Annotated in this window: 18 protein-coding genes; 7 read left to right on the top strand and 11 right to left on the bottom strand. The window is 64.2% G+C overall.

Features of this window, described 5'->3' with window-relative positions:
- Positions 1 to 120 precede the first annotated feature (120 nt).
- From A4H34_RS04600 to A4H34_RS04570, 7 genes are all read right to left on the bottom strand, one after another.
- Complete coding sequence (locus tag A4H34_RS04600) at positions 121 to 570, bottom strand: methyltransferase family protein (RefSeq protein ID WP_009199404.1); 450 nt, start codon at positions 568 to 570, stop codon at positions 121 to 123.
- 31 nt (positions 571 to 601) lie between these two features.
- Complete coding sequence (locus tag A4H34_RS04595; RefSeq protein WP_009199405.1) at positions 602 to 1,405, bottom strand: arginase family protein; 804 nt, start codon at positions 1,403 to 1,405, stop codon at positions 602 to 604.
- 83 nt (positions 1,406 to 1,488) lie between these two features.
- Positions 1,489 to 2,406: a hypothetical protein gene (locus A4H34_RS04590; RefSeq protein WP_064231241.1), complete on the bottom strand. Its 918-nt coding sequence runs from the start codon at positions 2,404 to 2,406 to the stop codon at positions 1,489 to 1,491.
- Positions 2,407 to 2,520: 114 nt separating this feature from the next.
- On the bottom strand, positions 2,521 to 3,546 hold the full coding sequence (locus A4H34_RS04585) for a ketopantoate reductase family protein (protein ID WP_197480420.1): 1,026 nt from the start codon (positions 3,544 to 3,546) through the stop codon (positions 2,521 to 2,523).
- Between the two features lie 135 nt (positions 3,547 to 3,681).
- Positions 3,682 to 4,278, bottom strand: a complete 597-nt coding sequence (locus A4H34_RS04580; protein ID WP_064231239.1) for an NAD(P)H-dependent oxidoreductase — start codon at positions 4,276 to 4,278, stop codon at positions 3,682 to 3,684.
- Positions 4,279 to 4,400: 122 nt separating this feature from the next.
- Positions 4,401 to 5,894, bottom strand: coding sequence for a glutamine synthetase family protein (locus A4H34_RS04575; protein WP_064231238.1), 1,494 nt, complete (start codon positions 5,892 to 5,894; stop codon positions 4,401 to 4,403).
- Between the two features lie 286 nt (positions 5,895 to 6,180).
- Positions 6,181 to 9,216 carry an AAA domain-containing protein gene (locus tag A4H34_RS04570; protein WP_064231237.1) on the bottom strand — a complete coding sequence of 1,012 codons (3,036 nt, stop codon included), beginning with the start codon at positions 9,214 to 9,216 and terminating at the stop codon, positions 6,181 to 6,183.
- 352 nt (positions 9,217 to 9,568) lie between these two features.
- Between A4H34_RS04570 and A4H34_RS04565 the strand changes: the two genes are divergently transcribed.
- Together A4H34_RS04565 and A4H34_RS04560 are read left to right on the top strand one after the other, a co-directional pair.
- On the top strand, positions 9,569 to 10,348 hold the full coding sequence (locus A4H34_RS04565; RefSeq protein ID WP_331711611.1) for a chromosome condensation regulator: 780 nt from the start codon (positions 9,569 to 9,571) through the stop codon (positions 10,346 to 10,348).
- Between the two features lie 139 nt (positions 10,349 to 10,487).
- Positions 10,488 to 11,207: a uridine kinase family protein gene (locus tag A4H34_RS04560; RefSeq protein WP_064231235.1), complete on the top strand. Its 720-nt coding sequence runs from the start codon at positions 10,488 to 10,490 to the stop codon at positions 11,205 to 11,207.
- Between the two features lie 83 nt (positions 11,208 to 11,290).
- On the opposite strand, the gene A4H34_RS04555 is transcribed toward A4H34_RS04560, so the two are convergent.
- Positions 11,291 to 12,724 carry a DHA2 family efflux MFS transporter permease subunit gene (locus A4H34_RS04555; RefSeq protein WP_009199414.1) on the bottom strand — a complete coding sequence of 478 codons (1,434 nt, stop codon included), beginning with the start codon at positions 12,722 to 12,724 and terminating at the stop codon, positions 11,291 to 11,293.
- A 512-nt stretch (positions 12,725 to 13,236) separates the two neighbouring features.
- Here A4H34_RS04555 and A4H34_RS04550 point away from each other — a divergent pair.
- Positions 13,237 to 14,043 (top strand): class I SAM-dependent methyltransferase, encoded by an 807-nt coding sequence (locus tag A4H34_RS04550; protein ID WP_009199417.1) that lies wholly within the window; start codon positions 13,237 to 13,239, stop codon positions 14,041 to 14,043.
- A gap of 139 nt (positions 14,044 to 14,182) precedes the next feature.
- Here A4H34_RS04550 and A4H34_RS04545 read toward each other — a convergent pair whose 3' ends face one another.
- Complete coding sequence (locus tag A4H34_RS04545; RefSeq protein ID WP_197480419.1) at positions 14,183 to 15,682, bottom strand: DUF5129 domain-containing protein; 1,500 nt, start codon at positions 15,680 to 15,682, stop codon at positions 14,183 to 14,185.
- A gap of 377 nt (positions 15,683 to 16,059) precedes the next feature.
- A complete protein-coding gene (locus A4H34_RS04540; RefSeq protein ID WP_064231233.1) occupies positions 16,060 to 16,860 on the bottom strand; it encodes a class I SAM-dependent methyltransferase in 801 nt (266 codons plus the stop codon).
- Positions 16,861 to 17,207: 347 nt separating this feature from the next.
- On the opposite strand from A4H34_RS04540, the gene A4H34_RS04535 reads away from it, so the two are divergent.
- The 4 genes from A4H34_RS04535 to A4H34_RS04525 all read left to right on the top strand — a co-directional run bounded on the left by A4H34_RS04535 (position 17,208) and on the right by A4H34_RS04525 (position 20,520).
- Positions 17,208 to 17,549, top strand: a complete 342-nt coding sequence (locus A4H34_RS04535; RefSeq protein ID WP_064231232.1) for a hypothetical protein — start codon at positions 17,208 to 17,210, stop codon at positions 17,547 to 17,549.
- Positions 17,550 to 17,631: 82 nt separating this feature from the next.
- Entirely contained in the window at positions 17,632 to 17,979 is a 348-nt protein-coding gene (locus tag A4H34_RS11225; RefSeq protein ID WP_197480418.1) for a hypothetical protein, read from the top strand.
- A complete protein-coding gene (locus A4H34_RS04530; RefSeq protein WP_231870998.1) occupies positions 17,883 to 18,572 on the top strand; it encodes an alpha/beta fold hydrolase in 690 nt (229 codons plus the stop codon). The genes A4H34_RS11225 and A4H34_RS04530 overlap by 97 nt, the downstream gene beginning before the upstream one ends.
- Positions 18,573 to 18,942: 370 nt before the next feature.
- Positions 18,943 to 20,520: a DUF5129 domain-containing protein gene (locus tag A4H34_RS04525; RefSeq protein WP_064231231.1), complete on the top strand. Its 1,578-nt coding sequence runs from the start codon at positions 18,943 to 18,945 to the stop codon at positions 20,518 to 20,520.
- A gap of 114 nt (positions 20,521 to 20,634) precedes the next feature.
- On the opposite strand, the gene A4H34_RS04520 is transcribed toward A4H34_RS04525, so the two are convergent.
- Positions 20,635 to 21,159 carry a DinB family protein gene (locus A4H34_RS04520; RefSeq protein WP_064231230.1) on the bottom strand — a complete coding sequence of 175 codons (525 nt, stop codon included), beginning with the start codon at positions 21,157 to 21,159 and terminating at the stop codon, positions 20,635 to 20,637.
- Positions 21,160 to 21,177 lie beyond the last annotated feature (18 nt).

Genomic DNA, 21,177 nt, shown 5'->3' with positions numbered 1-21,177 from the left:
GCGTCGGCTGCATGGGCTCCGGCTCGCCTGCGGCGCAGCGGGCTTGAGCGCGCGTGCGGCAGCCCGGGCCGACGCAGTCAAGCATGCGCCTGGCCGGCCTACGCCTTCAGCCGTGTTCGTTCAGCGCGGACGCCCCACCCATCGGGGAACGCTCTTCGCGTATTCCTCGTACTCCTTTGGAAAAGCGCGTCGCAAAGCTGCTTCTTCCGCGGGAACCTGCAGCAGGCCAACGAGCAGTGCGAAACAGGCGGCGGGCAGCCAAGCCCACGGGCCGCGCAAAACGGCGTGGGCGGCGAGGATCGCCGCCATTGCCACGTACATGGGATTGCGCGTGAGACGGTACACGCCGTCGCGTACGAGGGCGCGGGGGCGTTCGACGTCGACCGGGTTGGCCGAAACTCCGGCCCGGTAGAAGCGCATCGACGAGCCAAACAGAAGCGCCAGCCCCGCGAGCGCAATCGGCAGCGACAAGCCCCACTGCCACCACCGCGGACCGCCGGGAGACGCCGGCACCAAAGCCTGCGCGACCAAGCCGCCGGACATGAGGAACATCGGGGGAATTCTGAGCATTGCAGCGCCGCCCTCTCGATGGCAGCGTCGGCTATCCCAGCAGGGGCGCCAGCGCGTCCAGCAGCGAGACGAAATCCTCGTCGCCCGTCTCGGACTCGAACTCGCCGATTTCCAAACCCACCACTTCGCCCTCGGCGAGCGCCTCGGCGACCTCCCGCAGTTCGGCGAGCGTCACGCCTCCCGGAACCCGATACTCCGTCGGCACGGTGCCCGGCTCCAGCACGTCGCAGTCGATGTGGACGTAGACCGGGCGGCCTTTCACCGCGGAGACGACTCGCCGCGCAAGGTCGGGGCCCGGCAGCACTTCAGTCAGCCCGCTCGAATCGATCGTCCCGCGTTCGAGCGGATCGACGTCGCGCACGCCCACAAGAATCGCCTTGTCCGCTGCGAGGCCGGACCCCAGTCCGGAGTCCCACAGGCCGAGCGGCCCGGAAAGCGCGAGCCCTCCCAAGTAGTCGCTCGTCGTGCTCTCGGGCGTGTTGACGTCGGCGTGGGCGTCAAACCAGACGACGACGGCGTCGGGCCTGTGGGCGGCGACGACCGGAAGGGTCGCGAGCGCCACCGCGCAGCGTCCTATGACGCTGACGGGCCGCGCTCCCTGCCCGAAGACGCTTTCATAGCGGCGGCTCATGGCAAGCAGGTCGGCTCGCGCCAGCTTCAGCTCGACGTCCCACGGCTGAGCCGCGGCGGGACGGCGGGAGCCTATCGCGTAGGCGAAGGTCCCCAGGCGCACGCTCAGCGCGCCGGCCAGCAAATGGGAGGCTATCATCGCTCGGTCGTTGCGGTCCCCGGCTCGGCCCGCGTAATGCGTCAGCGCAATGCTGTGCGTGCCCATGGCTGCTCCTCTTGACGAAGAAAACTCTCTTACAAGCCTACTGACGTCGCCCCCGTTGGAAAAGGCCCAAGGCCCCTGCGCCTCTAACCTTTCTCATCCGGGCACGGAACGTCGGGGATCCTTTCTCCCCCGAGCATCCTTCGGAGCATGCCCGCCCCCGAGCGGATGGAGGCGTTGTGGTCTTTGCCGCGAACGCACACGCGGCTTGCGCGTTTCATTCCGATGCCGCGATACGTGCGCAGCGCCGCGGCAGATTCGCCGACGGCGTCGAACGAGCCATCCGATCCCCCTTTGCCGGGAGAGTCCTGGGAGCCGACAAGCCACACCATTGCGAACTTGCTTTTCAACCCCACGCCAGGCTGGGGCGAGAAATCGCTCTCGGGATCGAAGCTGCCTCCGCCGACCATCAGCGCGCCGCCCCCGGTGAACAGGTCGCTGTTTTCCGCCATGAGGAAGTTGGTTATCTCCTCGGCGCCTCCCGAGAATCCGGCGAGCCAGACATTGTCCCTGCCGACGCCGTGCCGTTTGTAGACGTCGAGGATGAAGGCCCGAAGCCAGGCGGTCGAGTCTTCGTCGCGCCACCATGTTTTCGTCGATTTGTCGGGAGTGACCGGCGCGACCAACAGAAGGCCGCGCTCGCGCGCGACCTGTCTAAAGGACTCGAGGACGTACGCGCTGTCCTCGCGCGCAAACTCGGGATAGCCGTCTCCGTGGAGGTAGAAGAGCACGCCCTTCGGCCTCTTTCCATCCAGATGGCCGGCGTAGACGGCGTACTGGCTCGTCGTCCCTCGGAAGGTGAACGTCCGCTGCGGCAATGCCGTTTTGACGGCGAGCCGCCCGACGGCGGGCGAAGCGGCCGCGTCCGGGGCGACGGACGGAGACCGACGAGCGGGCGAGGCGGAGGAAGCGGCTGCGGGCGAGGCGGAAGAAGGGGACGCGGAGGGGAAACACCCGCTCAGGCCCACGGCGAAGGCGGCTGTTGCGAAGAGAAGGCGCCGCATGGTCGTTGCTCCCGGTGGTCTCGCTCATGTGCATGACACGTCGCAAACTACCAGCCGCGAGCAGGACCGCGACAGGTGAGAAGTCACCAAGTTCGCGCTCGTCCTTTGACCGGCTCATCGCTCCGCAAATGAGCCTGAGCCGCCCCTCGCAAAGGCGGCGAGCGTCGGCTCGTATTCCAAGACGTGCGGGATCGGAACGCCGTGGCGTCTGGCCGCGTCCACCACGTCCCAGTATCCTGCCATCCACTCCTCGATCCCGTGGCGCATATGGCGTTCGACCATCGTGCGCACGTCCGCCCGGCCCAGGAGGCGTCGGAGCAACGCGGCTGACAACGGGGCCGGAATGGCCGTGAGCCGCCCGAGCATTGAGCCTCGGGGATTCGCGCCGTCGGCTCTGGCCGTCGAAACGCCCTCCCGCAAGGCGAGCACCGCCTTTTTCATCTCCTCCCGGTCCCCCAGCAGGCCGTCGAGCCCTCCGGCGCGAAGGATCGGACCGACCGTCATGGACTGCTGGAGCCCGTGAAGCTTGAGCCATCCGGCCATGTCCTTCTGGGCCTTGACATGCAGTCCGGCGGCCTCGAATGCCTCGCGCAGACGGCGAGCCCGGCTGTCGTCGCCGGCCTCGAGCACGGTGCCCCGCGGGAAAACAGTCGCCTCGATCCTGCGGCCGTCTCGGCCACCGCCGACCTGTCCCGGAAACCCTAAAGAATACTGTTCGGGCTTCAAGACGCCGTCGGCCTGCGAGGGAAGGTCCCAATGGTTGAGCATGAAGACGACGTGGCCGGACCCGGCCAGCGCCCGCACGGTTTCCAAGGAACTTGCGAGCCGACGCCGATCGGTCGTCACCAGAACGACGTCGCACCTGACCTCCTCGGGGTCTGATGCAATCCGCGGAAGGTAGGGGAATTCACCCTCGGCCGAAACTTGGCGCTCCCCGGCCTCGACGCCCTTGAACTCGCGGCGGCCAATGGCTTTGCGGCGGTCAGCAGCCTTGCGGCGGTCGGTGACGCGGAGGATGAAAGGCTCGCGATACCACCCGCTGCGCTCGGGGCGCACAACGTGGGTCACGCCGTGGCGCTCGGACAGCAGCCAGCCGTACGTCAGGCCGATCGTTCCCGACCCGACGATCGCTATGTCCAATCCGACCTCCTGCGATTCGAATCCGACCCCGCAATTCCCCTCCGGACAGAAAGAACGGCGATCAGGCGCGCCGAACCGGCCGGCCACCGGAATCACGTGCCGCAAGGCCGCCCGCGCGGCGCCGCTGGCGCCGGATCAATCTACGTGCAGCTCGACCCCTTCGCCGTCCATCTTCTCGTTTAGCGCGGCCAAGCGCTTTTCGGGGTCGAGCAGCGGATCGAGGATATGCTTGGCCAGCCTCTCCGCCGACTCTTCGACGTCGGCGGGCGTCGCTTGCACCGCCCCGTTGAAGATGAAGGCGGGCAGAAACTTCAGATGGACGAGGTTCGCCGTCTGCTGCAGCGGCTTCATGAGCTCGCTCATCGAGAAGTTGTTGTACCCGCCGGCGCGATACGACTCCGCCGGGCCTCCCGTCGAGATGGCCGAGACCCACTCGCGCCCTTCGAGCGCCCTTCCTTTCGGCCCGTAGGCCCAGTTGTAGGTGAGCACCTGGTCGAGCCACTGCTTCATCAGCGGCGGGGTCGAGTACCAGTAGAAGGGATGCTGGAACACGATCCGGTCGTGCGCGAGCAGGGCCTCCTGCTCCGCGGCGACGTCGATCTTGCCGTCGGGATACAGCTCATAGACTTTGCGGACGGTGACCTCGGGCTCGCCCTCGAGGCGCTCGACCCACGCCTCGTTGACGGTGGAAGCCGAGAGATTGGGGTGGAAGACGTTGACCAGAACTTTCACTTGTTTCTCCTCAATGCTGAGCCGGACGGCGGGCGAAGCGCCGTCCGACCGTTCGCGCGCTGAACGGTTTCGACGCGGCGGCGCGCCCGTTTTGCGCGTCGCAGCTGCGCCGCCTCCTCACTCTACCCCACGTGGAAATAGCGCTTGACCAAGTCTTCGACCCGCACCCGCTTCTCCGCAATGTCCTCGCGAAGGGTCTCGTCTCCCAGGCCGATGAGCTTCTGTGCCCAAGCGTCGACGAGCCCCGCGGGGAAAACGCCGCGCTCCTCGTAAGCCGAACGTTGGGCGAGCAGACGCCGGGCGGCCTCGGCGCACGACGTCGGAAGCTGCTCGAGCTCGACCGTCTGCGACGCGTCCCCGCTGACGTGTCTGGAATTCGCGTAGTCGAGCATGGCCGGGTCGGTCAGGCCGATTCGGGCGGCGACTGTCACGCCGGCAAGCAGCAGGTGGACGTTCGCCGAGCCGTCGGGCGAGCGAAGCTCCACGGTCTGCGAGTCGTTCGGAAGCGCGCCCGCCGGCCCCTCCTGGGGGTTGGCGTCGCGGAACATGCGGTCGTCGAGGTTCTGCCATCCCAGCGGCACTCGCACGAGCACCGACCGATTGCGGTCGCCCCAGCAGATCGCCGTGGGGGCTTCTTGACGGGGGACGAGGCGCAGGAACGAGGTCGGCACCGTGTTGCCAAAGGCCGTGAGCGACGCCGCATGGAGGAGGTAGCCGCCGATGACCCTTCGGGCGGCGTCGGTGAGCCCCGCGCCCTCCGAAAACTGGTTGACGCCGTCCTTCATGAGCCGCGTGTGGAAGTGCATCCCGGAGCCGGCCTGCCCCACGGCGATCTTAGGCGAAAAGGAAACTTCGATTCCGTGGGAATGGGCCACTTCGCGCACCACCCACTTGGCCAGCGCCATCTGGTCGGCGGCGCGCACGACGTCGACGGGCAAGAACTCGATTTCCTGCTGAACCGCTTGAACGCCGTCGGCGACGAAGTTGCCGACCTCCGCGTGGGCGTACTTCACCGAGCATCCCATCTGCGCGAGGTGATAGAGCGCCTCAGTGCGCACCTCCTCCCATTTCGAGAAGGGCGAGGCCTCGTGGTACCCGCGCTGCGGCTCGACCGGGAACAGGCTCTCCTCCGCAGAGAACAGGTAGTACTCGAGCTCGCCGAGGGCTTCGAGCCGGCAGCCCGTCGCGTCCTCCAGAGCGTCCTGCGCCTTGCGCAGAACCTGCTGAGGCGCGCTGGCCAGCGGATTTCCATTGACGTCGTAGAACCCGCACATGATGTCGAGGCTCGGGATCGGATTGAAGGGATTGAGAAACGCGGTGCGCAGCTGCGGCACGACGTAAAGGTCCGAGCTGACGGCATCGACGAAATCGAAGAGCGAGGAGCCGTCCACGCGCTCCCCCATCGTCAGCACCCTCTCGAGGTGGGCGGCGGACTGAATCGCAAAGTTGAGGGTTTTGAGCCTGCCGTCGCCGCCGACGTAACGGAGGTTGAGCATCGGTATGTCGCGCTCGCGGACGAATCGAAGGATGTCGGCCCGCGTGAACTTCTCCGCGGGTTTCCCGAGGTCTTGGACGAGCGGGTTTGGAATCAAAGCCAGAGGATCGGCCTCGAGCATGTGTTTCTCCTAGCGGCGGGGCGACGTCGAACAGACGCGGTTTACAGCGAATTGGCGGGATAAACGAGATTATCGCAGATGCTCCGAAACCGGCCAATCGACGGTCGTTTTGGCCGGCGCGCAATCCAGGGAAGAGCGGACGCGGCCCCGGCGAATGCATCAGCGCGGGTCCGGGCTTGCTGGAACGCACTCCGCCGGCCGCCGCCCACAGCAACGCCGTCCTCATGCCTGCTTCCTTTTCACGGGCCTTTTCGCTTTTCACGGGCGTTGTCGGGATGTCTTCGCCTCACGCACTTCGGCCGACAGGCACTCCGCAAGAACTCGGCAGCCCCTCCGCGAGAACGCGGTCGAGCTCTTGGCGCATGCGGCCCTCCTCGTCGCTGCCGTTCGTTTGAAACGACAAAACCTTGACCCCGCACAGGCGGAGTATGGACTCCTTGATCCCATCGCGTCTAAGCTGCACGGGTTTGTCTTCGTGGAAAGCGGTTCCGTCGACCTCGATGGCCAGCAGGGCGCGGCGCGTCACGGCGTGGTAGACGACGAAGTCGACGGCCGACGTCGAACGGACGAACTTCCGCTGGCGCTCGCTCAAAAGCGTTAAGTCAGGAACGAGGTCGCGAAGCCGCACCTGAAAGACCACGTCCAACCAGCCTTCGTATTTGGACTCGCCGAGCAGGTCCTTGAGCAGGGTGAACATGATGTTCTCTGACTTGTATTTGCTTTTGCCCCGCAGGCCGGAGGCGAACTTCGCCAACCGCTCGGAATGCTTGCGGTACAGAAGGTCGAAAACGGACACGATGCGGCTTTCAACCACCTGATCCGGACACTGATAGCGAATGTAGTCGGCAAGGGCGGAGATGTTGACGCTCCCCCTCATTTCACCGTCGTCGGTCACGAGGACGAACCGCTCTTTTGCCCGAGAGACCGCGACATTGATGAGACGGGGGTCGTCCGCGAAGCTGAGAGCCCTGCGTCCGTCGCGAGACTCGTCGAGAACCGTGCTGAAGACCATCGTGCGAGCGCCCCTGCCTTGGAACTTGTGAACGGTTTCTGAGAGCCACCCGCCGCCGGCCTCGCCATCCGCCCGCCCGCCAAAGGCGCCCTCGAGCGCCTGATCAAGGCGGTCGGCGTGGAGCCGGAAGGGCGCCGCGAAGCCGACTTCGAGGTCGCTTCCCCGCCGCACGTTGAGATCGGCGGGAGAAATGCCGCATTCGGCGAGAGTCTCCCGCATGACGACGTCGATCTCCCGCTGGTTGTACCTGCCCTTGACCGCGCCCCGGGCGATGTGGCGATGATGGTTGCCCGGCGCCGTCTTGAACATGGCCAGGGGCGGCCCGGCGGCTTCGCCCGGCCCGTCCGCCAGGGGAATGAGCTGGCCGCCGTAGAACATTCCATTGCAAAATCCGATAATCTCCGGCGCGCACCTGAAGTGCTCGCGCAGCATCGTCTGCGGCAGGCTCTCGCCGTAGAGTTCCTTGACGGATTCCAGGATCGAGAACTTTCCGACGTCGTACGCCGTGGCCGGAGGCGCGGGAAGGGCCTTGGCCCACTTCTTGTCGAGCACTGGCGCGAGCTGTTTGAGATCGCCGACCACAACAACGTTGCGGGCGCGGCTGAGCGCCAGCGCAGCGCTGAGAACGTCCGTCAGCGTCGCTTCGTCGATGATCAGCCAGTCGAGCAGGGTTCCCTCCGCGAGGTTGCTGCGAATCGAATGGCATGTGGTCAGCACAACCGGGTATTCGCGCAGGAGGTCCTTCGTTTGCCTGCGAAGGCCTTCATCGTCGAAGCTCTTTCTTGCCGCGCCGCGATACCGGCGGCGCAACGCGCCGTCGAGAGCCTGGCGAGACAGCGCCTTGTGCCGCTTTCGAACGGATTCCTCGTCGGCCCGGGCAAGGGTTTCCTCGAGGTTCCTCTTGCGCTCCTCCAACTCCTCGAGGCTCCGGGTGTAGAAGGCCCTTTGCAAGCGAAGGACGACGTCGGCGTCCCTCGGGTCGAGGCTTTTGAGCGATCCGTATTCGAAGTGTCTGCGGATGCGGCCGACGATGCCCGAAAGGCCGCCCGGCAGCTCCGCCCCGACGGCCGTCTCCGCGAGGTACTTGACGATCTTGTCGGAGGATTTGCGCAGCAGAGGCAGTCCCTCGAGGTCGGCGAAGCGCTCGCCGCGCATGCGACGCTCAAAATGCGAAAACTCCAGTGTGCATTCCTCGATTGACCGCCGCACCTCGGCGAGCTCGCGGCTGGCCCTCCATATGCCGACGAGCCTGCTTTCCGCTTCGGCGATCTCGGAATCGACGTTCTGCCCGCCGCCGTTCAGCTCGGAGGCACTCGGCTCGGCGCCCTCCGGGCCGTCGTCTCGACCGGCGGCCTTCGAGCCGTCGATTTGAAGGCCGCCCGCCTGACGAGCGCCGTCCGAAGCCTCAGAGTCCACGCGGGTCTCTCCCCCGCCGCTGCGCGCCGTCCGCCCTGCCTTCCAGTTCGCCAGCGCGCGCATTCTCGACTCTTGCCCCCGAAGAAATTCCGCGACCATTCGTTTGTTTCCGAGCCGGGCGGCCGCGAATCCGAGCCCCGCCTCGTCAAGCTTGTCTCGAACGTTGTCGACTGCGGCGTTGCTGAAGGAGACGATCCCCGCCGTCAGTTTCGAGTGCTGAAGGAGATTGGCGACGATGTTGAGAATCGTTTCGGTTTTCCCGGTTCCCGGCGGCCCGTCGATCACGCTGATCCTGTTCCTGAGGGCCTTGGCGACAGCGTCGCGCTGGTCCTCGTTTCCGTTGAAAGGCAAAATGACGGGCTGATCAGGATACTGCGTTTCCCCGTTCACCCCGTTGAGATAGGCGGCGAGGGCGCTGTCGGGGTCGATGAAGTCCAGCCTCTCGTGCCCCTTTCTCGTCCAGTTCTCAGGGCCAAGAAGCTTGACGACGTCCTTCCAATAGCGGCGAACTTCGGCCGCGCGGCCGTCCGCGGCCGCGGAGGAGACGATTTCCACCGCCTCGGCGGGGTATGTGTACGCGCGGTCGCGCGAGACGATTCGGACCCATGAGTACTCCCGGTCCCAGACGTCCGTGAAAAGCGCGGCCGTCAGGCTCCCTCCCCAGCCGCGGCCGCGCACCCGCAGCTGCTCCTCCGGCTCAATCCTTATCTCGTGCGAATATTCGAGAAGCCGGGCATTCGGATGGTTATACGGATAGGGCGTTCTGCGGTCCGCGTACTCGATCTGCACCTTTCGGTCCAAAAGGCTGCAACGTCTGACTTCCTTTGTTTTGTCCACAATTTCGCCCCCGTTGATCGGCGGGGCCAAGATGAGATATCGATCTGGATCGACCATTGCCACACCTCGTCTGTTGTGTTGCATACCACTTTTTACTTTAACGTAAGCATCAGGCGAATGCCAGACCCAATCCCTGGGAATTTACGGAAGGCGTGGTCGAAGTTTCCCCAGACATGGGTGTCAGTACCCGTGTCGTTTTGCTTGAGAATCGCCTTGGAGGCGGCAGGAAGCGGGTATCGTCAATCAAGCACGCGGAGAGAATCAGTCGTCTGAAGCCGATCGGCCCGGAAGAACCGGCTGTCCGCAACAAGTCACGCAATCGTACTAACATGCAGAATCGAGGGACACCATGGCAGTGCTCGCAGCAGGACGACGGCATTCAGTAGCTTGCACGGCGGAGGGAAGGGCCGTGGCCGCAGGATATCGCCGCGGAGGCGAATGCGCCGTGGACGAGTGGACGGACATCGTCGCCGTAGCGGCCGGAAACGTCCACACCGCAACCAACACAGGCCGCTCGCACACCGTCGGCCTTCGGGCCGACGGCTCCGTCGCGGCAACGGGATGGAACGAGCACGGCCAGTGCGACGTCGATATCTGGAGCGACGTCGTCGCTGTCTCCGCCGGGTGGCGCAGAACCCTCGGAGTGCGCGGGGACGGGGCGGTTCTGGCGCTGGGCAGCAACGAAGAAGGCCAGTGCGACGTCGAAGGCTGGAGCGACGTGTCCGCGACCGCCTGCGGCGACTGGCACTCCGTGGGGCTCAGGCGCGACGGCGCAGTCCTCGCCGCGGGGAACAACCGCTACGGCCAGTGCGACGTCGAAGGCTGGAGCGACGTCGTCGCGGTCGGCGCGGGCTGCCTCCACACGGTCGGGCTGCGCGAAGACGGCACGGTTGTGGCGGCCGGATGGAACCGCCTGGGCCAGTGCGACGTCGAGGATTGGTCGAGGGTCACGGCCGTGGCCGCGGGAAGCCGCCATACGGTCGCGCTTTTGACGGACGGCACCGTGCGGGCGATCGGCGACAACAGAGACAAGCAGTGCAACGTCCAGTCCTGGCGGAGAATCGTCGCGATTGCAGCGGGCTCGGGCCACACGCTCGGGCTCCGGGACGACGGCCGGGTGCTCGCGGCAGGCCGCAACGAGTACGGCCAGTGCGACGTCGGCTCTTGGCGGGCAATCCGCATGCCCTAGGAACAGGCGATACGCATGCCCTAGGAAGACGCGCCCGTCCGCTTCAACCCGCAATGTCCCCGCCCGTTTCAACCCGCGCAGCATACGGCGGGCGATCTTCACACCCAGAGGAAGAGGCGTCCTCCCGTATTATTGCCCTATGGCGCAGCTTCCTCAGCCGGCTCACAGTTTGGGACGCCCACTGCCTTCGCGCGCGCATGTGTCGCTCCAGCCCGAGGAACCGCCGGCGCCTCAGTGGCGGGCCAGCGACATTCGCACGTTTTTTGACGTCGTCTTCTCTCTTTGCGGAAGGCATTCTGACCGTCCGGGAATAATCGCGGCGGACGGGCGCGGCGGCTCGGGAAAGACGACCTTTGCGTCGAAGCTCGCCGCGGCGGCCCCCGGCTCCGAAGTGCTGCACATCGACGACCTCGACTGGAACGAGCCTCTTTTCCGCTGGGACCACCTGCTTGTGGCGGCGCTCAGCGAGCTCCGCAGCAGCGGTTCGCTCGATTTCACCCCTCCCGCATGGCCTCGACACGGGCGCGAGGGCTCCATCGCCGTTGCCGCAGGCGCGCCGTTCGTCGTCGTGGAAGGGACGGGCGCGGGAATGCGCGCGGTCGCCGATCTCATCGACGTTAGCATATGGATTCAGACCGACGACGACGCAGCCGAGGAGCGCGGCATTCGGCGCGACACGGAGGAGGGAACCAATGGCGACGCCGAAGAGTCGGTCCGATTCTGGCATTGGTGGATGGCCGGCGAACGCGCGTTCTTCGCAGCCGACCGCCCCTGGGAGCGCGCGCATCTCATCGTCTCAGGCGAGCGGCTGCCCAGGCTGGCCGACAACGAGATCGCGTGGGCCGAGGGTCCAATCTGACCGAGTGGGCGACGGGCCCGACGTCGCTGGCTGGGCAACCGGCCGGAAGCGATCGACTGGGCGACGGGCCGACCCCGCGAGCCCTAGTCAATCAGGCCGCTTCGCGAGCGCTTTTCCGCTTGCCCTCGCCGCGGGCGGAGAAAAACGCCGAGGGCCGCGGCAAACGCCGCGGCGCCCGCGCCGAGCAGAACGTAGAACGCCGTCTGGGCGCCCGCCGTCGTCCCGGCAACCACGTCTCCAGAGCTGCCTGCCTGCGCCGAGTTGACGATCGCGGCCGCCACAGCCGTGCCGACAGCGCCGCCGAGCTGCTGGACGGTGTTGAAGGCGGCGTTGCCGTCTGCTTGGAGATCCTCGGGCAGCGAACGCAAGCCGTGCGTCATCGAATTCGACAGGGACAGCCCCTGGCAGATCGGGAAGAAAACGTAGATAAAGGCCAAACGAACGGCCGAGCCTTCCGCCCCGAACGCTGCAAAGCATGCCAAAGTCGCCACGCCGACTGCGGCGCCTGCAAGGATCGGCCGCTTCGCCCCGAACCTGTCGAGGAGCCTTCCTCCGAACGGGGTGAGGATCGCTCCGATGATGCATCCGGGCAACAGCAGGCACCCGGCGGCGAAAGAGCCCACCGATTTGGCAACCTGCGCGAAATACGGGATGAGATAGCCCAAGGCCAGCACCGCGGCTTGGATCAACACCGCATATGCAAGGCTCAGTGAATACGTGCGATCGGTGAAAATCCGCACCCTCAGCAGCGGTGTATCGGAACGTCGCGAGATCCATGTGAATCCCGCAAGCAAAGCGAAGGCAAGGGCGAGCAGCCCGAGCGTCTTCGGACTTGTCCAAGCGCTTTCGGAGGCCGCGTTGACTGCGACGACCAGCGCCGTGAAACCCGCCGCGACGAGCAGGAACTGAACCGGGCTGAAACCGACCTTCTCGACGTCGCGCGCCTGACGCACAGTCAACGCTCCGAGAACAAGGGAAAGGCCAAGAAAGGGCAACAACACGAGGAAAATCGAACGCCAGCCGAAAGCCTCCACGAGGAATCCCCCGAACGAGGGCCCTACCGCGGGGGCTATGGCGATGATGAGCGTCGCGAAGCCCATCATGACGCCGAGTTTTCCGACGGGCGCCTGCTGCAGCACGATGTTGAACATGAGCGGCAAGGCGATCCCGGCGCCGATTCCCTGCAGAATTCGCCCGACGACGAGAAGGATGAAGTGCGGCGCCGCCGCACACACCGCCGTCCCGGCGATGAAGACGGCCATGGCCGCCAGAAACAGCGTCTTGTTGCGGAACCTGCGAGTGAGGAACGATGAGATCGGCATGATCGCGGAGAGGACCAGCAGATAGGCGGTCGTCACCCACTGAACGACGGCCGTCGTCACGCCGAACTCCTTCATAAGCGCCGGAAACGCGATGTTCAGGGCGGTTTCGACGACGACTCCGGCAAAGCACGTGATGCCGACCGCCGCCACGGAGACGACGAGCCGAGCGTCCAAGCGCCTTTCAAAATTCGACATGCTCCCGCTTTCGTCGCGTCTGCCGCGCAAACCGTGCGGCAGACGCGGCCTTAAGCCGCAACCAGTCTAAACCCGCTCTGAGCACTCGACTTGCACGGCTCCCGCATTCGTTTTGCTTTCAATCGAAAATTGCAGACGGAATTTCGAACCCGGCTTGACCGGAATCGACTTTCTTGATCGTCTGAGCGTGAACGAGAACGCGGATTTCAAGATCGCATCGACAATCTCACCCTTCAGATCCCTGAATTCTGATGCGGCTCCTCGACACGAATGCTTGAGGATTCAGACCTCTCCCCGTCGGAAGCTTCGAATCAAAGTCCCGCATGTTTGAAGGCGAAGAACCCCATCCCCTCGAGACCAAGGGACCAAGTCGACACCTGCAGGTTCGGTTAGCCTTTCCTAAGTGACGATTGACTGCCGGGCCCACGCGTCTCCGCCCGATCGGAGAACCTGGAATGACCACCACAGCCGCGCCCTTGCGATGTAGGCGCCGCCCTCGCGAAAGGACCGCCATGAACATGAACGACGTGCAACAAACCCTTTTCTTTCCGCTGATGGGTCGGGCCGACGCCGCTCGCCGCTGGCCCGACTTGTTCCCCGACCCCTGGGCGGAGCACGCAATGGGCATCCGAGAGGCAGAAGGAAGCGCCGCCCAGCAGCTCGGCACCTTCCCGGCCGCCGTCTACGGGCTGCGCCACCTGCTCACAATCCGCGAGATCAACGCGTATCTCAAGGACCACCCGGGCGCCGCGGTCGTGAACATAGGCTGCGGGCTTGACCGGATCGTCCACGAGATCGCCGATGCGGACTCCCTCGTCTACAACGTCGACTTCCCAGAGGTGATCGAGACTCGCGAGCGCTGGGTCGAACCTCACGCACGCGAGGTTGCCCTCCCCTATTCGGCGACCGACCATCGGTGGATGGACCACGTCGACGCCTGCAAGGGGCTCGTCGCGATAGCGGCCGGGGTCTTCTACTACTTCGAGGTCGACGAGGTCAAAGCGCTCGTGCGGGAAATGGGCGCCCGCTTCCCCGGCAGCAGGTTGTGCTACGACGCCGAATCCCCGTGGGTGACGGCGGGCAGCGAGAAGAACATCCGCCGCAACGGCACCCCCGACGCCCGCATGCCCTTCCGCGTCAAAGACCCCTTCAGCGCACGGACCTGGAGCGACCGAATAGACGACGTGCGCGTCGAGTTCGACTTCTCCTCCTACCTTCCTGCGCCTAAGCGGGCGAAGCTGCCCAGAGGCATTCGCTTCGCTTTCAGGTTCTTCCGCGTGTTCAAGGGAATGTACGAGGTGGTCATCACCTTCAAGTGACACCGCCGGCGGTCGACGCGGGCGAACCTGACCGGCCGGCGCCGGCGGGCAAGCGGGAGAACCCGACCGGCCGGTCCCACACTCCGCCAAAGGAAAAGGCCGCGCGGTCGGCAAACGGCAAAACCAATTGACGGGCGCTCTAAAAGCTCGACGAGGAGCCGGAGCTGCTGCTGGAACCGCTGCTTGAGCTGCCGCTGAAGCTGCTGCCTGAACTGCTGTCCGACGAATCGTCGTCGAAAACGGCCTTTACGATGCGCACCACGACTGTCAAGATTGCCCCCAAAATCAAGGCGAACGTCAATGGGGTTTTGCCGACGTTCGAAGGCCTCGGCGGTGGAAAGTCGAAGGCGGGTCGAATTGTCGTGTACGGATTGTAGCTGCCCGAGACGCCGTTGACCTTCCAGGAGCCGCTGTAGGACTCTTCATTGCTCGGAGACGACTCCTGCTCATAGCTTTCGCGGAATAGATCGCCTTCCTCTCTTTCGAGGATTCGATTGCCGCGCCTGGACAAGCCAATCCTGAACGCTGCACGAATAAGCCTCTCGGCTCTGTCGTGGATTTCGTCCGACATCCTGTCCAGTTCTTCGAGCGCGTCGGAGGGCCCGGTCTCGCCCGTTTCAAGCTCTAAAACCAGAGCTTCGAGTCGCGCCAGCCGAACAGAAACCCATGCGTCCAGCTCCTGAGCATCCTCGAAGAAAGGAGCTCGCACAGAGTGCGGTTCAGAGTAGGAGAGCCTTCCGATGGATTCTCGCAACCGGAGGATCCGCTCCGCATCCTCCATCACGCGCCCGACTTCGTTCGTCCAAATGTCTTTCCAACCGGGAGACATGGTCAGCAATTCGGCCGCCTTGACAACGGCTCTACCCTGTGAATCCAAGGCGAATGCACGCTTTCGAAACGCTTTCGCCGACGTCGCCGCACACTTCCTAAACCAGTCCGGGCCGGAGAACCCGCCTACGAAATCCTCCGCGATGCGTGGGAACCTCGCATACTCTTTGCAAAATGCCCGATAACGGGCAATCGCTTCGGCGCCGTAGGAGCTGTCCTCTGGAATCAAATCGGCGTACCGTCCAATGGAATCGTAGTCGCGCACGACGCGCGAGTAATAGTCACGCGCGGCCCGAACGTTCTTAAAAGCCTTCAAGCCAGACCGGAAGTACAGAAACAGCCACACTGCGCCGCCGATGCTCACTGCACCCGCCAGGGCGAACATCCCTATAGTTTCCCAAGCGCCAGAGTTCGCGGCGTCGGCGTACTCCCTCGCCATGGACAAGACGCCGCCCCGCCAATCTGACCTTCGGAACTGGTCTTTCGCCGCGTTCTGAATGTCCTTCTGATCGTCCATGGAAAGCTGGACATCCTCGCCAAAGTAACAGCCTACCTTCCTCCCTTCAGGGGAAACCGCGAGAATCACGAGGCCGTCCCGAAACCTCTCGGGATACGGCACCGGGTTTTCAAGCAAAGCAGTCGGATCGGGCTGTCGATGGGCGTAGTCAAGCACGGCGCCGTCGAGCGAACCGGACAACGGCCCAGGCAGGGTGAGCACGACGATATCGACCCGCTTGTCGAGCGTCAAACCCTCGATTTCTTTCACCAGCGGTTTGCCGAGGAGAACTCCCGCCTCATCGCGAACCTCCACGGAGGGATGGAAACTGCCGCCGGCGGCAAACCAATATACGCAGAAACCTGGGAACACAAGAACGAGAGCGAGGCCCGCCGTCACTTTGACGGCAAATAGAAGAAACGATAAGAACCTGTCCACAAACAACGCGAAAAAACGTCGCATTTATTTCTCTTTCGTTTCACAGAAACTTCTCACAAAGACGAGTGTAGGCCAGCGATCGCAGGCGAAGAAGCCAAATCCGCGCTTCGGCGAAAGCTGGGGAGAATCGCCCGGGACACAGACGCACAGACCTGCAATTCACTCCGTCAAACCGGACCAGAACTTAGAAAAGACGCTCTAAAGTGCGCAGAAGTTCAAACCGGCAAAAACTGCGCAGCCTGCCCGTTCCGCCGTCACACATCTGCGAGGATCTCGCCGTGGACGACGGCGAACCACCCGTCGTCGCTCGCGCCCCACTGCCGCCACCCCTCAGCCATCGCCTGGAGGTCAGCTGCCGTAGCCAGACCCAGCTCGCAGGCTCTGGGGCCGAACGAGCTGAAGCAACGTTCTGCCCACGTCGCCGACCACCACGAGCGATCGCGCTCGGCGGCGAAACACCAGCTCGAAGCCGAGGCCGTCACATGAGCCAATCCCGCCCGGCGCGCCCAAGAAAGAAGCCTGCTCCCGGCGTCGGGCTCGCCTCCGTTGGCCCGCGCGGTCGCCATGTACGCGGAAAGCCACAGGTCCATGCCTTCCGGCTGCGGGAACCAGCTCATGGCGGAGTATACGGCGTCGCGCACCGCAACCGTCCCGCCGGGGCGGACGACTCGGCGCATTTCCTTGAGCGCCGCCACGGGATCGTCCACGTGCTGAAGCACCTGGTGGGCGTGGACCACGTCGAACGCGCCGTCTTCGAAGGGCAGCGCGAGCGCGTCGCCGACGGCCAGCTCAACCCCGCCCAGCAAGCCTCGGGCCGCCAGGGCCGCCCGGGCGGCTTCAATCGCCAAGGGCGAGGCGTCAAGCGCAACGACCCGCCCGGGCACCACAAACTCGGCCAGATCGGCGGTGATGGAAGCCGGCCCGCATCCGACGTCAAGCAGATCCATGCCCGGATGCAGGCGAGGAAGGAGGTAGGCGGCCGAGTCCAGGGCGCCGCGGCGCGCGTGCCCCTCGAGCACAGCCGGGCCGTGCCCGTGGGTGTACCGATGCTCCAATGCCCCGATCGAGCGGTCTGAAGGGCCCCGGCCTGCTAAATCGTCCGACGGACCCCGGCCTGCCGGACGGCCCGACGGAGCTCGGTCTGCCGGACGATCCGAAGGAAGGCGATCCGAAGGACCAGAAGCGCTGCCGGCCTTTCGGCAGCCCCCGCGACCGGGGGCGTCTGCCGGGGCGCCGCCCCCAAGAGCATCTGCGTGCATACCACAAGTATCTTCTCGGGAAGGCGTCGAATGCTCAGACGTCCAAAACTCGGACCAAGATAAGACTCGGACCAAGGTGATGCCCCAGAAGAGGCAAACCCGATCGCAAAGTCCACTCCCTCACGCCTGAAGGGCGCCGCGAATTGCGTCGTTGGCTGACGTCCCCTCTCGAAGAGGAGAAGGCCAAAGATCCGTTCATCGCGCGCGTCTTTTTCGCGGGCTCCCTCAGCCGCGCCGAGACCGAACGCATCCTCGACGAACGCGAGCGGCAGGCGAAAGAAAAACTGCAATCGCTCAAAGCCCTCGGGCGGCCCGTGGACGACTTGCCGTCGGCCCTCCGGGACGCGACGCTGCGCAAAGGAGTTCTCAACGCCGAGGCGGAGCTGACGTGGATTCAAGAGACCCGCGGCATCCTAGAGCGCCACTCGCCGCAATCGCCGCCGAAGGATCCGTCATCCCTTCCAACGCCCGCAGAAGGCCCTTAGGGCGACGGCGCCCTTCTGCCGAATGAGGGAACCCTTGCCGTCGAACCAAACCCAACAAAAGGCACTCCGCCAAAAAGGAAGAATGAACACGTCAGAGAAAAACATGTCGGACAAACCAGCGAATCCGGCAAACGCCAAAAACGCGAAAGGCCTTGAGAACGGCAAGAAACCGACAAATCCCGAAAACCTCACGGACACGGACGGACTCGACTCCGCAACGATCCTGGAGACCTTCGACGCGGCGACAATTCTTGCGACGTATCCGCTGGGGCACGGCCCGCGCGCAGGCGAGACCATCGTCATGCTGCACGGCGGAAACATAGCGGGGTGGACATGGGACCTTCAGGCGCAGGCAATGCCCGAGCGCCGCATCCTCACCCCGACTTTCCCGGATACGGAAGAAGGACGAACGAAGCCTGGCCGGGAATAGCCGGGGCCGCCGCCGACATCGCAGAGCTGATCCGCACGCACGCCATTGACGGCAAGGCACACGTGGTCGGCCTCTCACTCGGAGGCTTTGTGTTCGTGGAACTGCTCAGGCACTATCCGCAGCTCGTGCGCTCATGCGCGATCAGCGGCTCCGCCGTTTCCGGCTATGCGCGGTGGGAGCGCGCTCTGATCTGCGGCCAAGCGCCGTTGCGGACCACGCGTTGGCACCGGGCGGCCCAAGCCCGCGCATACGGAATCGGCGAGGAAGAGAAAGAACTGTTCGTTCTCACCACAAGCAGTCCGAGCCGCGAGACGAACATGCGCCTGGTCAGAGAAGCCGGCTTCGGGGCCATACCCAAAAGGCCCACGAAAACGTTCGCCTATGACGGACCCTTCTTGGCGGTGTGCGCAAAGCACGACTCGGCCTCGATACGCCGAGCCTTCGGCCCGCCGCTAGCGTGCTTTCCCCAACTGCGCACGTGGACGGCCCCCGGAATGCACCATGCATGGAACGGGGAGAATCCGAAACTGTTCACTCAAATGAGCACCGCACACATAGACACGGGAGATTGGCCCGCGTCGAGCAGGCAATGAACCTTGAAAGACGACGCCCGCGAGAGCTAGAACCTCTGAACGGCGGCACTTGACCCGCTCTCAAACCGGGCTCAAGGCAAATCAGACTTAAGAAAAGGCCAATGACGCCGTCGGAACTGGCCGCCCGCAAACGGCCAGCCGGCCAGGATTCGACCGCCAAAAGCGTCTCTGGCCCGTCAGCCGGAAACGATCGGCGCAGTCCGCCGCGCCCAAGCCCTGTCTCTCGTTGCGGACACGATGGCAATCAGGCGCGCGCCCGGGAATAATTCTATTTATGGTACAGAAGAACAAACATGGCGCTTGGACCTCAAAAAAGACTAAAACCATTGAGGAGCAGAAAAAGGGCGTTCAGCGGTCTTTTATCGCTCGAATGGGAGGCATTTCCGCAGTTTTAGCCTTCATCTTCAACATTCTGATAGTTCCGGCACTGATTATTACGCTTCCGATCGTCGCGATGTGGCCTTCTCACGGAGGGCACCATCCTACCGTAGAGGTTCGCGACGAAGCGGGCGTCCTTCAGGCCGATTCCTTGATCAAGGAGATCCAAAAACTGACTTTTCGCAAGAAAGTCCATGTTGCAGTCCTCACGGTGTCAGGCACGTACATTGACAACCTCAACGACGAGGTGCTCAAGTACGCCCGAGACCACAGCGACACGGACGTTCCGTGGATCTCCCCCTCAGTCCCCGATTATTGGAACAACGGCCTGGTGATCCTCGCCGTCGCCCCCGACGGGCGGAAAGTCGGCTGCTATTTCGGCGAGGACGTCAAAGTCCCCTTGGAATCTCAGGCGGACATACAAAATGCCGCAAAAGAACAGTATCGCAACGCCGATTGGCAGGGAGGCACGGTGTCCATGGCGAAGGAGGCCGCCGACGTCATCGGCGGCGCCAGCTCCGGAAACAGGACTCTTTCGCAAGTCGTTCGGGGAATATTCGTCGTTCTGGGCGTCGCATGGCTCTGCTATGGCCTCTGGTGCGGATACGCCGCCCGGCGTCGAGCGCGCGAGGCCCTGGGGCATTACTCGCAGGTCACGCACGACTACGCCACAACCGAACACTATGCGAGCGCAATCCCCGAAGACGAACCCCACGGCGCCCAAGTGATGGAGCGCTACCGGTGGTTCCGCAACGAGTATGAGAAAACCGCGCGAGATTGGAAAGCGCTCGAAGGGGTGTGCGGCGCCAAATGGTTTGCCATGAAGACGCTCAGGCAGGCGAAGAACCTGAAAGAACGGTCTGCCGCACTGGATTCCCTCGACAACGTCATTGCCAACACCGCCACGTTTCTCAGTATGTCGTCCGGCTGGGAGCAAGTTTGGGCCAACGAGCAAGGCCCCGTCTTGGAAGACTTGGGTTCGCTCGATGCACTCTGCGCGAAGATCGACCACGCCGACGTGGCACTGACGACCGAGGAAACGAAGGGATGGGTCCGCACCCAGCATCAGAAGCTGAGCAAGATCTCCTACGAGCTCGAGACCGGGCAGACCAAGCCGTCGGCGGCTCTGGACGAACTGGATCGGATCGCCGAACAGACCAAGGTCCGAGCCACGCGACTCGCGCGCCAAGCCATCGACGCAGACACTTCCAGCTATGCCGCCCAACGCCGCCAACGCTTCAACGATTCGCTGTCTTCCACCAGGAGGGCGGGCTATAGCGGCAGCTGGTTCTACGGCGGCAGGCGCGGGAGTTACAGGCCGCATTCGACCATTCGCCTCAACCCCAGCTCGCCGGCGCTCTTCGCCGTCGATTCGAGCGAAGACTCGTTCGGCGGAAGCGGCTCCTCCAGCTCTTTCGACTCGATCTCCGACTTGGTGGTGGGCTACTCGTCCGCCTCGTCGTACGTCCCCGCTTCCTCAGGCAGCAGCTCGTCCAGCGGAAGCAGCTTTTCAAGCGACGGTTATTCCGGCAGCAGTTTCTCAGGCGCCGGCTCCTCTTCGAGCTTCTAATCCGTGTTTTGGCGCAAGAGCCTGCACCGTGGGCGGGGTCTTGAGCCAGCCGCGCCCAGCGCCTTGCTCCCCCAAAGAATCGCGCTGGAAATGAGGAGTCGAGACGTTTGCCAGTCAGCCCGGCAGGCCCAGAAGGCGGCGCGTGTAGACCGCTTGGCCGGAGTGCTGGGCGGCGTCGTCGACGATCGAAACCAGCCGTGCGGCAAGCGTCACGGGAGGGTCCCAGGAATCGTCGATGACTTTGGCGAAATCGCCCTCCTTCAAACCTCGAAGGTAGTCGTTCGCCCAGGCGTAGGCGTCGTCGAGATAGGAGGTGAGCACCGATATGTCGCTCACTACAACTTTGGCCGCCAGTTCGGGAGTGTGGTGCCAATCTTCGGTGTCGTCGGGAAGGTCGAGGGCGAAACGCTCCTTGTGGCCCGCGGTTAGCCACACCGGCTGAACGCCGGCGATAAGCGCGATCTGAAAGTCGATCTCCCTGGCTGTGTGCCAGGCGAGCCAACTCAATGAGTCCACGCGGGGCGCCGTTTTCGGAGTGGGCTGCGTATTGGCCTGCTCCACCGCGACGCCAGAGAGGGCGCGGTCGAAGCGCTGCCGTGAACGCGACAAACTGTCAATGAGCAAATCTGAAAGGTTCATAGTCTAGACGCTACCATT

Source organism: Peptidiphaga gingivicola (genome assembly GCF_001652275.1).
GTDB lineage: Bacteria > Actinomycetota > Actinomycetes > Actinomycetales > Actinomycetaceae > Peptidiphaga > Peptidiphaga gingivicola.
This window is presented reverse-complemented; position numbering and strand designations above follow the sequence as displayed.

What these genes read in the sequence shown, in the direction of transcription:
- A4H34_RS04600 (WP_009199404.1), bottom strand. Translation starts at nt 570, where the DNA reads ATGCTCAGAATTCCCCCGATGTTCCTCATGTCCGGCGGCTTGGTCGCG.
- A4H34_RS04595 (WP_009199405.1), bottom strand. Translation starts at nt 1,405, where the DNA reads ATGGGCACGCACAGCATTGCGCTGACGCATTACGCGGGCCGAGCCGGG.
- A4H34_RS04590 (WP_064231241.1), bottom strand. Translation starts at nt 2,406, where the DNA reads ATGCGGCGCCTTCTCTTCGCAACAGCCGCCTTCGCCGTGGGCCTGAGC.
- A4H34_RS04575 (WP_064231238.1), bottom strand. Translation starts at nt 5,894, where the DNA reads ATGCTCGAGGCCGATCCTCTGGCTTTGATTCCAAACCCGCTCGTCCAA.
- A4H34_RS04570 (WP_064231237.1), bottom strand. Translation starts at nt 9,216, where the DNA reads ATGGTCGATCCAGATCGATATCTCATCTTGGCCCCGCCGATCAACGGG.
- A4H34_RS04560 (WP_064231235.1), top strand. Translation starts at nt 10,488, where the DNA reads ATGGCGCAGCTTCCTCAGCCGGCTCACAGTTTGGGACGCCCACTGCCT.
- A4H34_RS04555 (WP_009199414.1), bottom strand. Translation starts at nt 12,724, where the DNA reads ATGTCGAATTTTGAAAGGCGCTTGGACGCTCGGCTCGTCGTCTCCGTG.
- A4H34_RS04550 (WP_009199417.1), top strand. Translation starts at nt 13,237, where the DNA reads ATGAACATGAACGACGTGCAACAAACCCTTTTCTTTCCGCTGATGGGT.
- A4H34_RS11225 (WP_197480418.1), top strand. Translation starts at nt 17,632, where the DNA reads ATGAACACGTCAGAGAAAAACATGTCGGACAAACCAGCGAATCCGGCA.
- A4H34_RS04530 (WP_231870998.1), top strand. Translation starts at nt 17,883, where the DNA reads ATGGGACCTTCAGGCGCAGGCAATGCCCGAGCGCCGCATCCTCACCCC.
- A4H34_RS04525 (WP_064231231.1), top strand. Translation starts at nt 18,943, where the DNA reads ATGGGAGGCATTTCCGCAGTTTTAGCCTTCATCTTCAACATTCTGATA.
- A4H34_RS04520 (WP_064231230.1), bottom strand. Translation starts at nt 21,159, where the DNA reads ATGAACCTTTCAGATTTGCTCATTGACAGTTTGTCGCGTTCACGGCAG.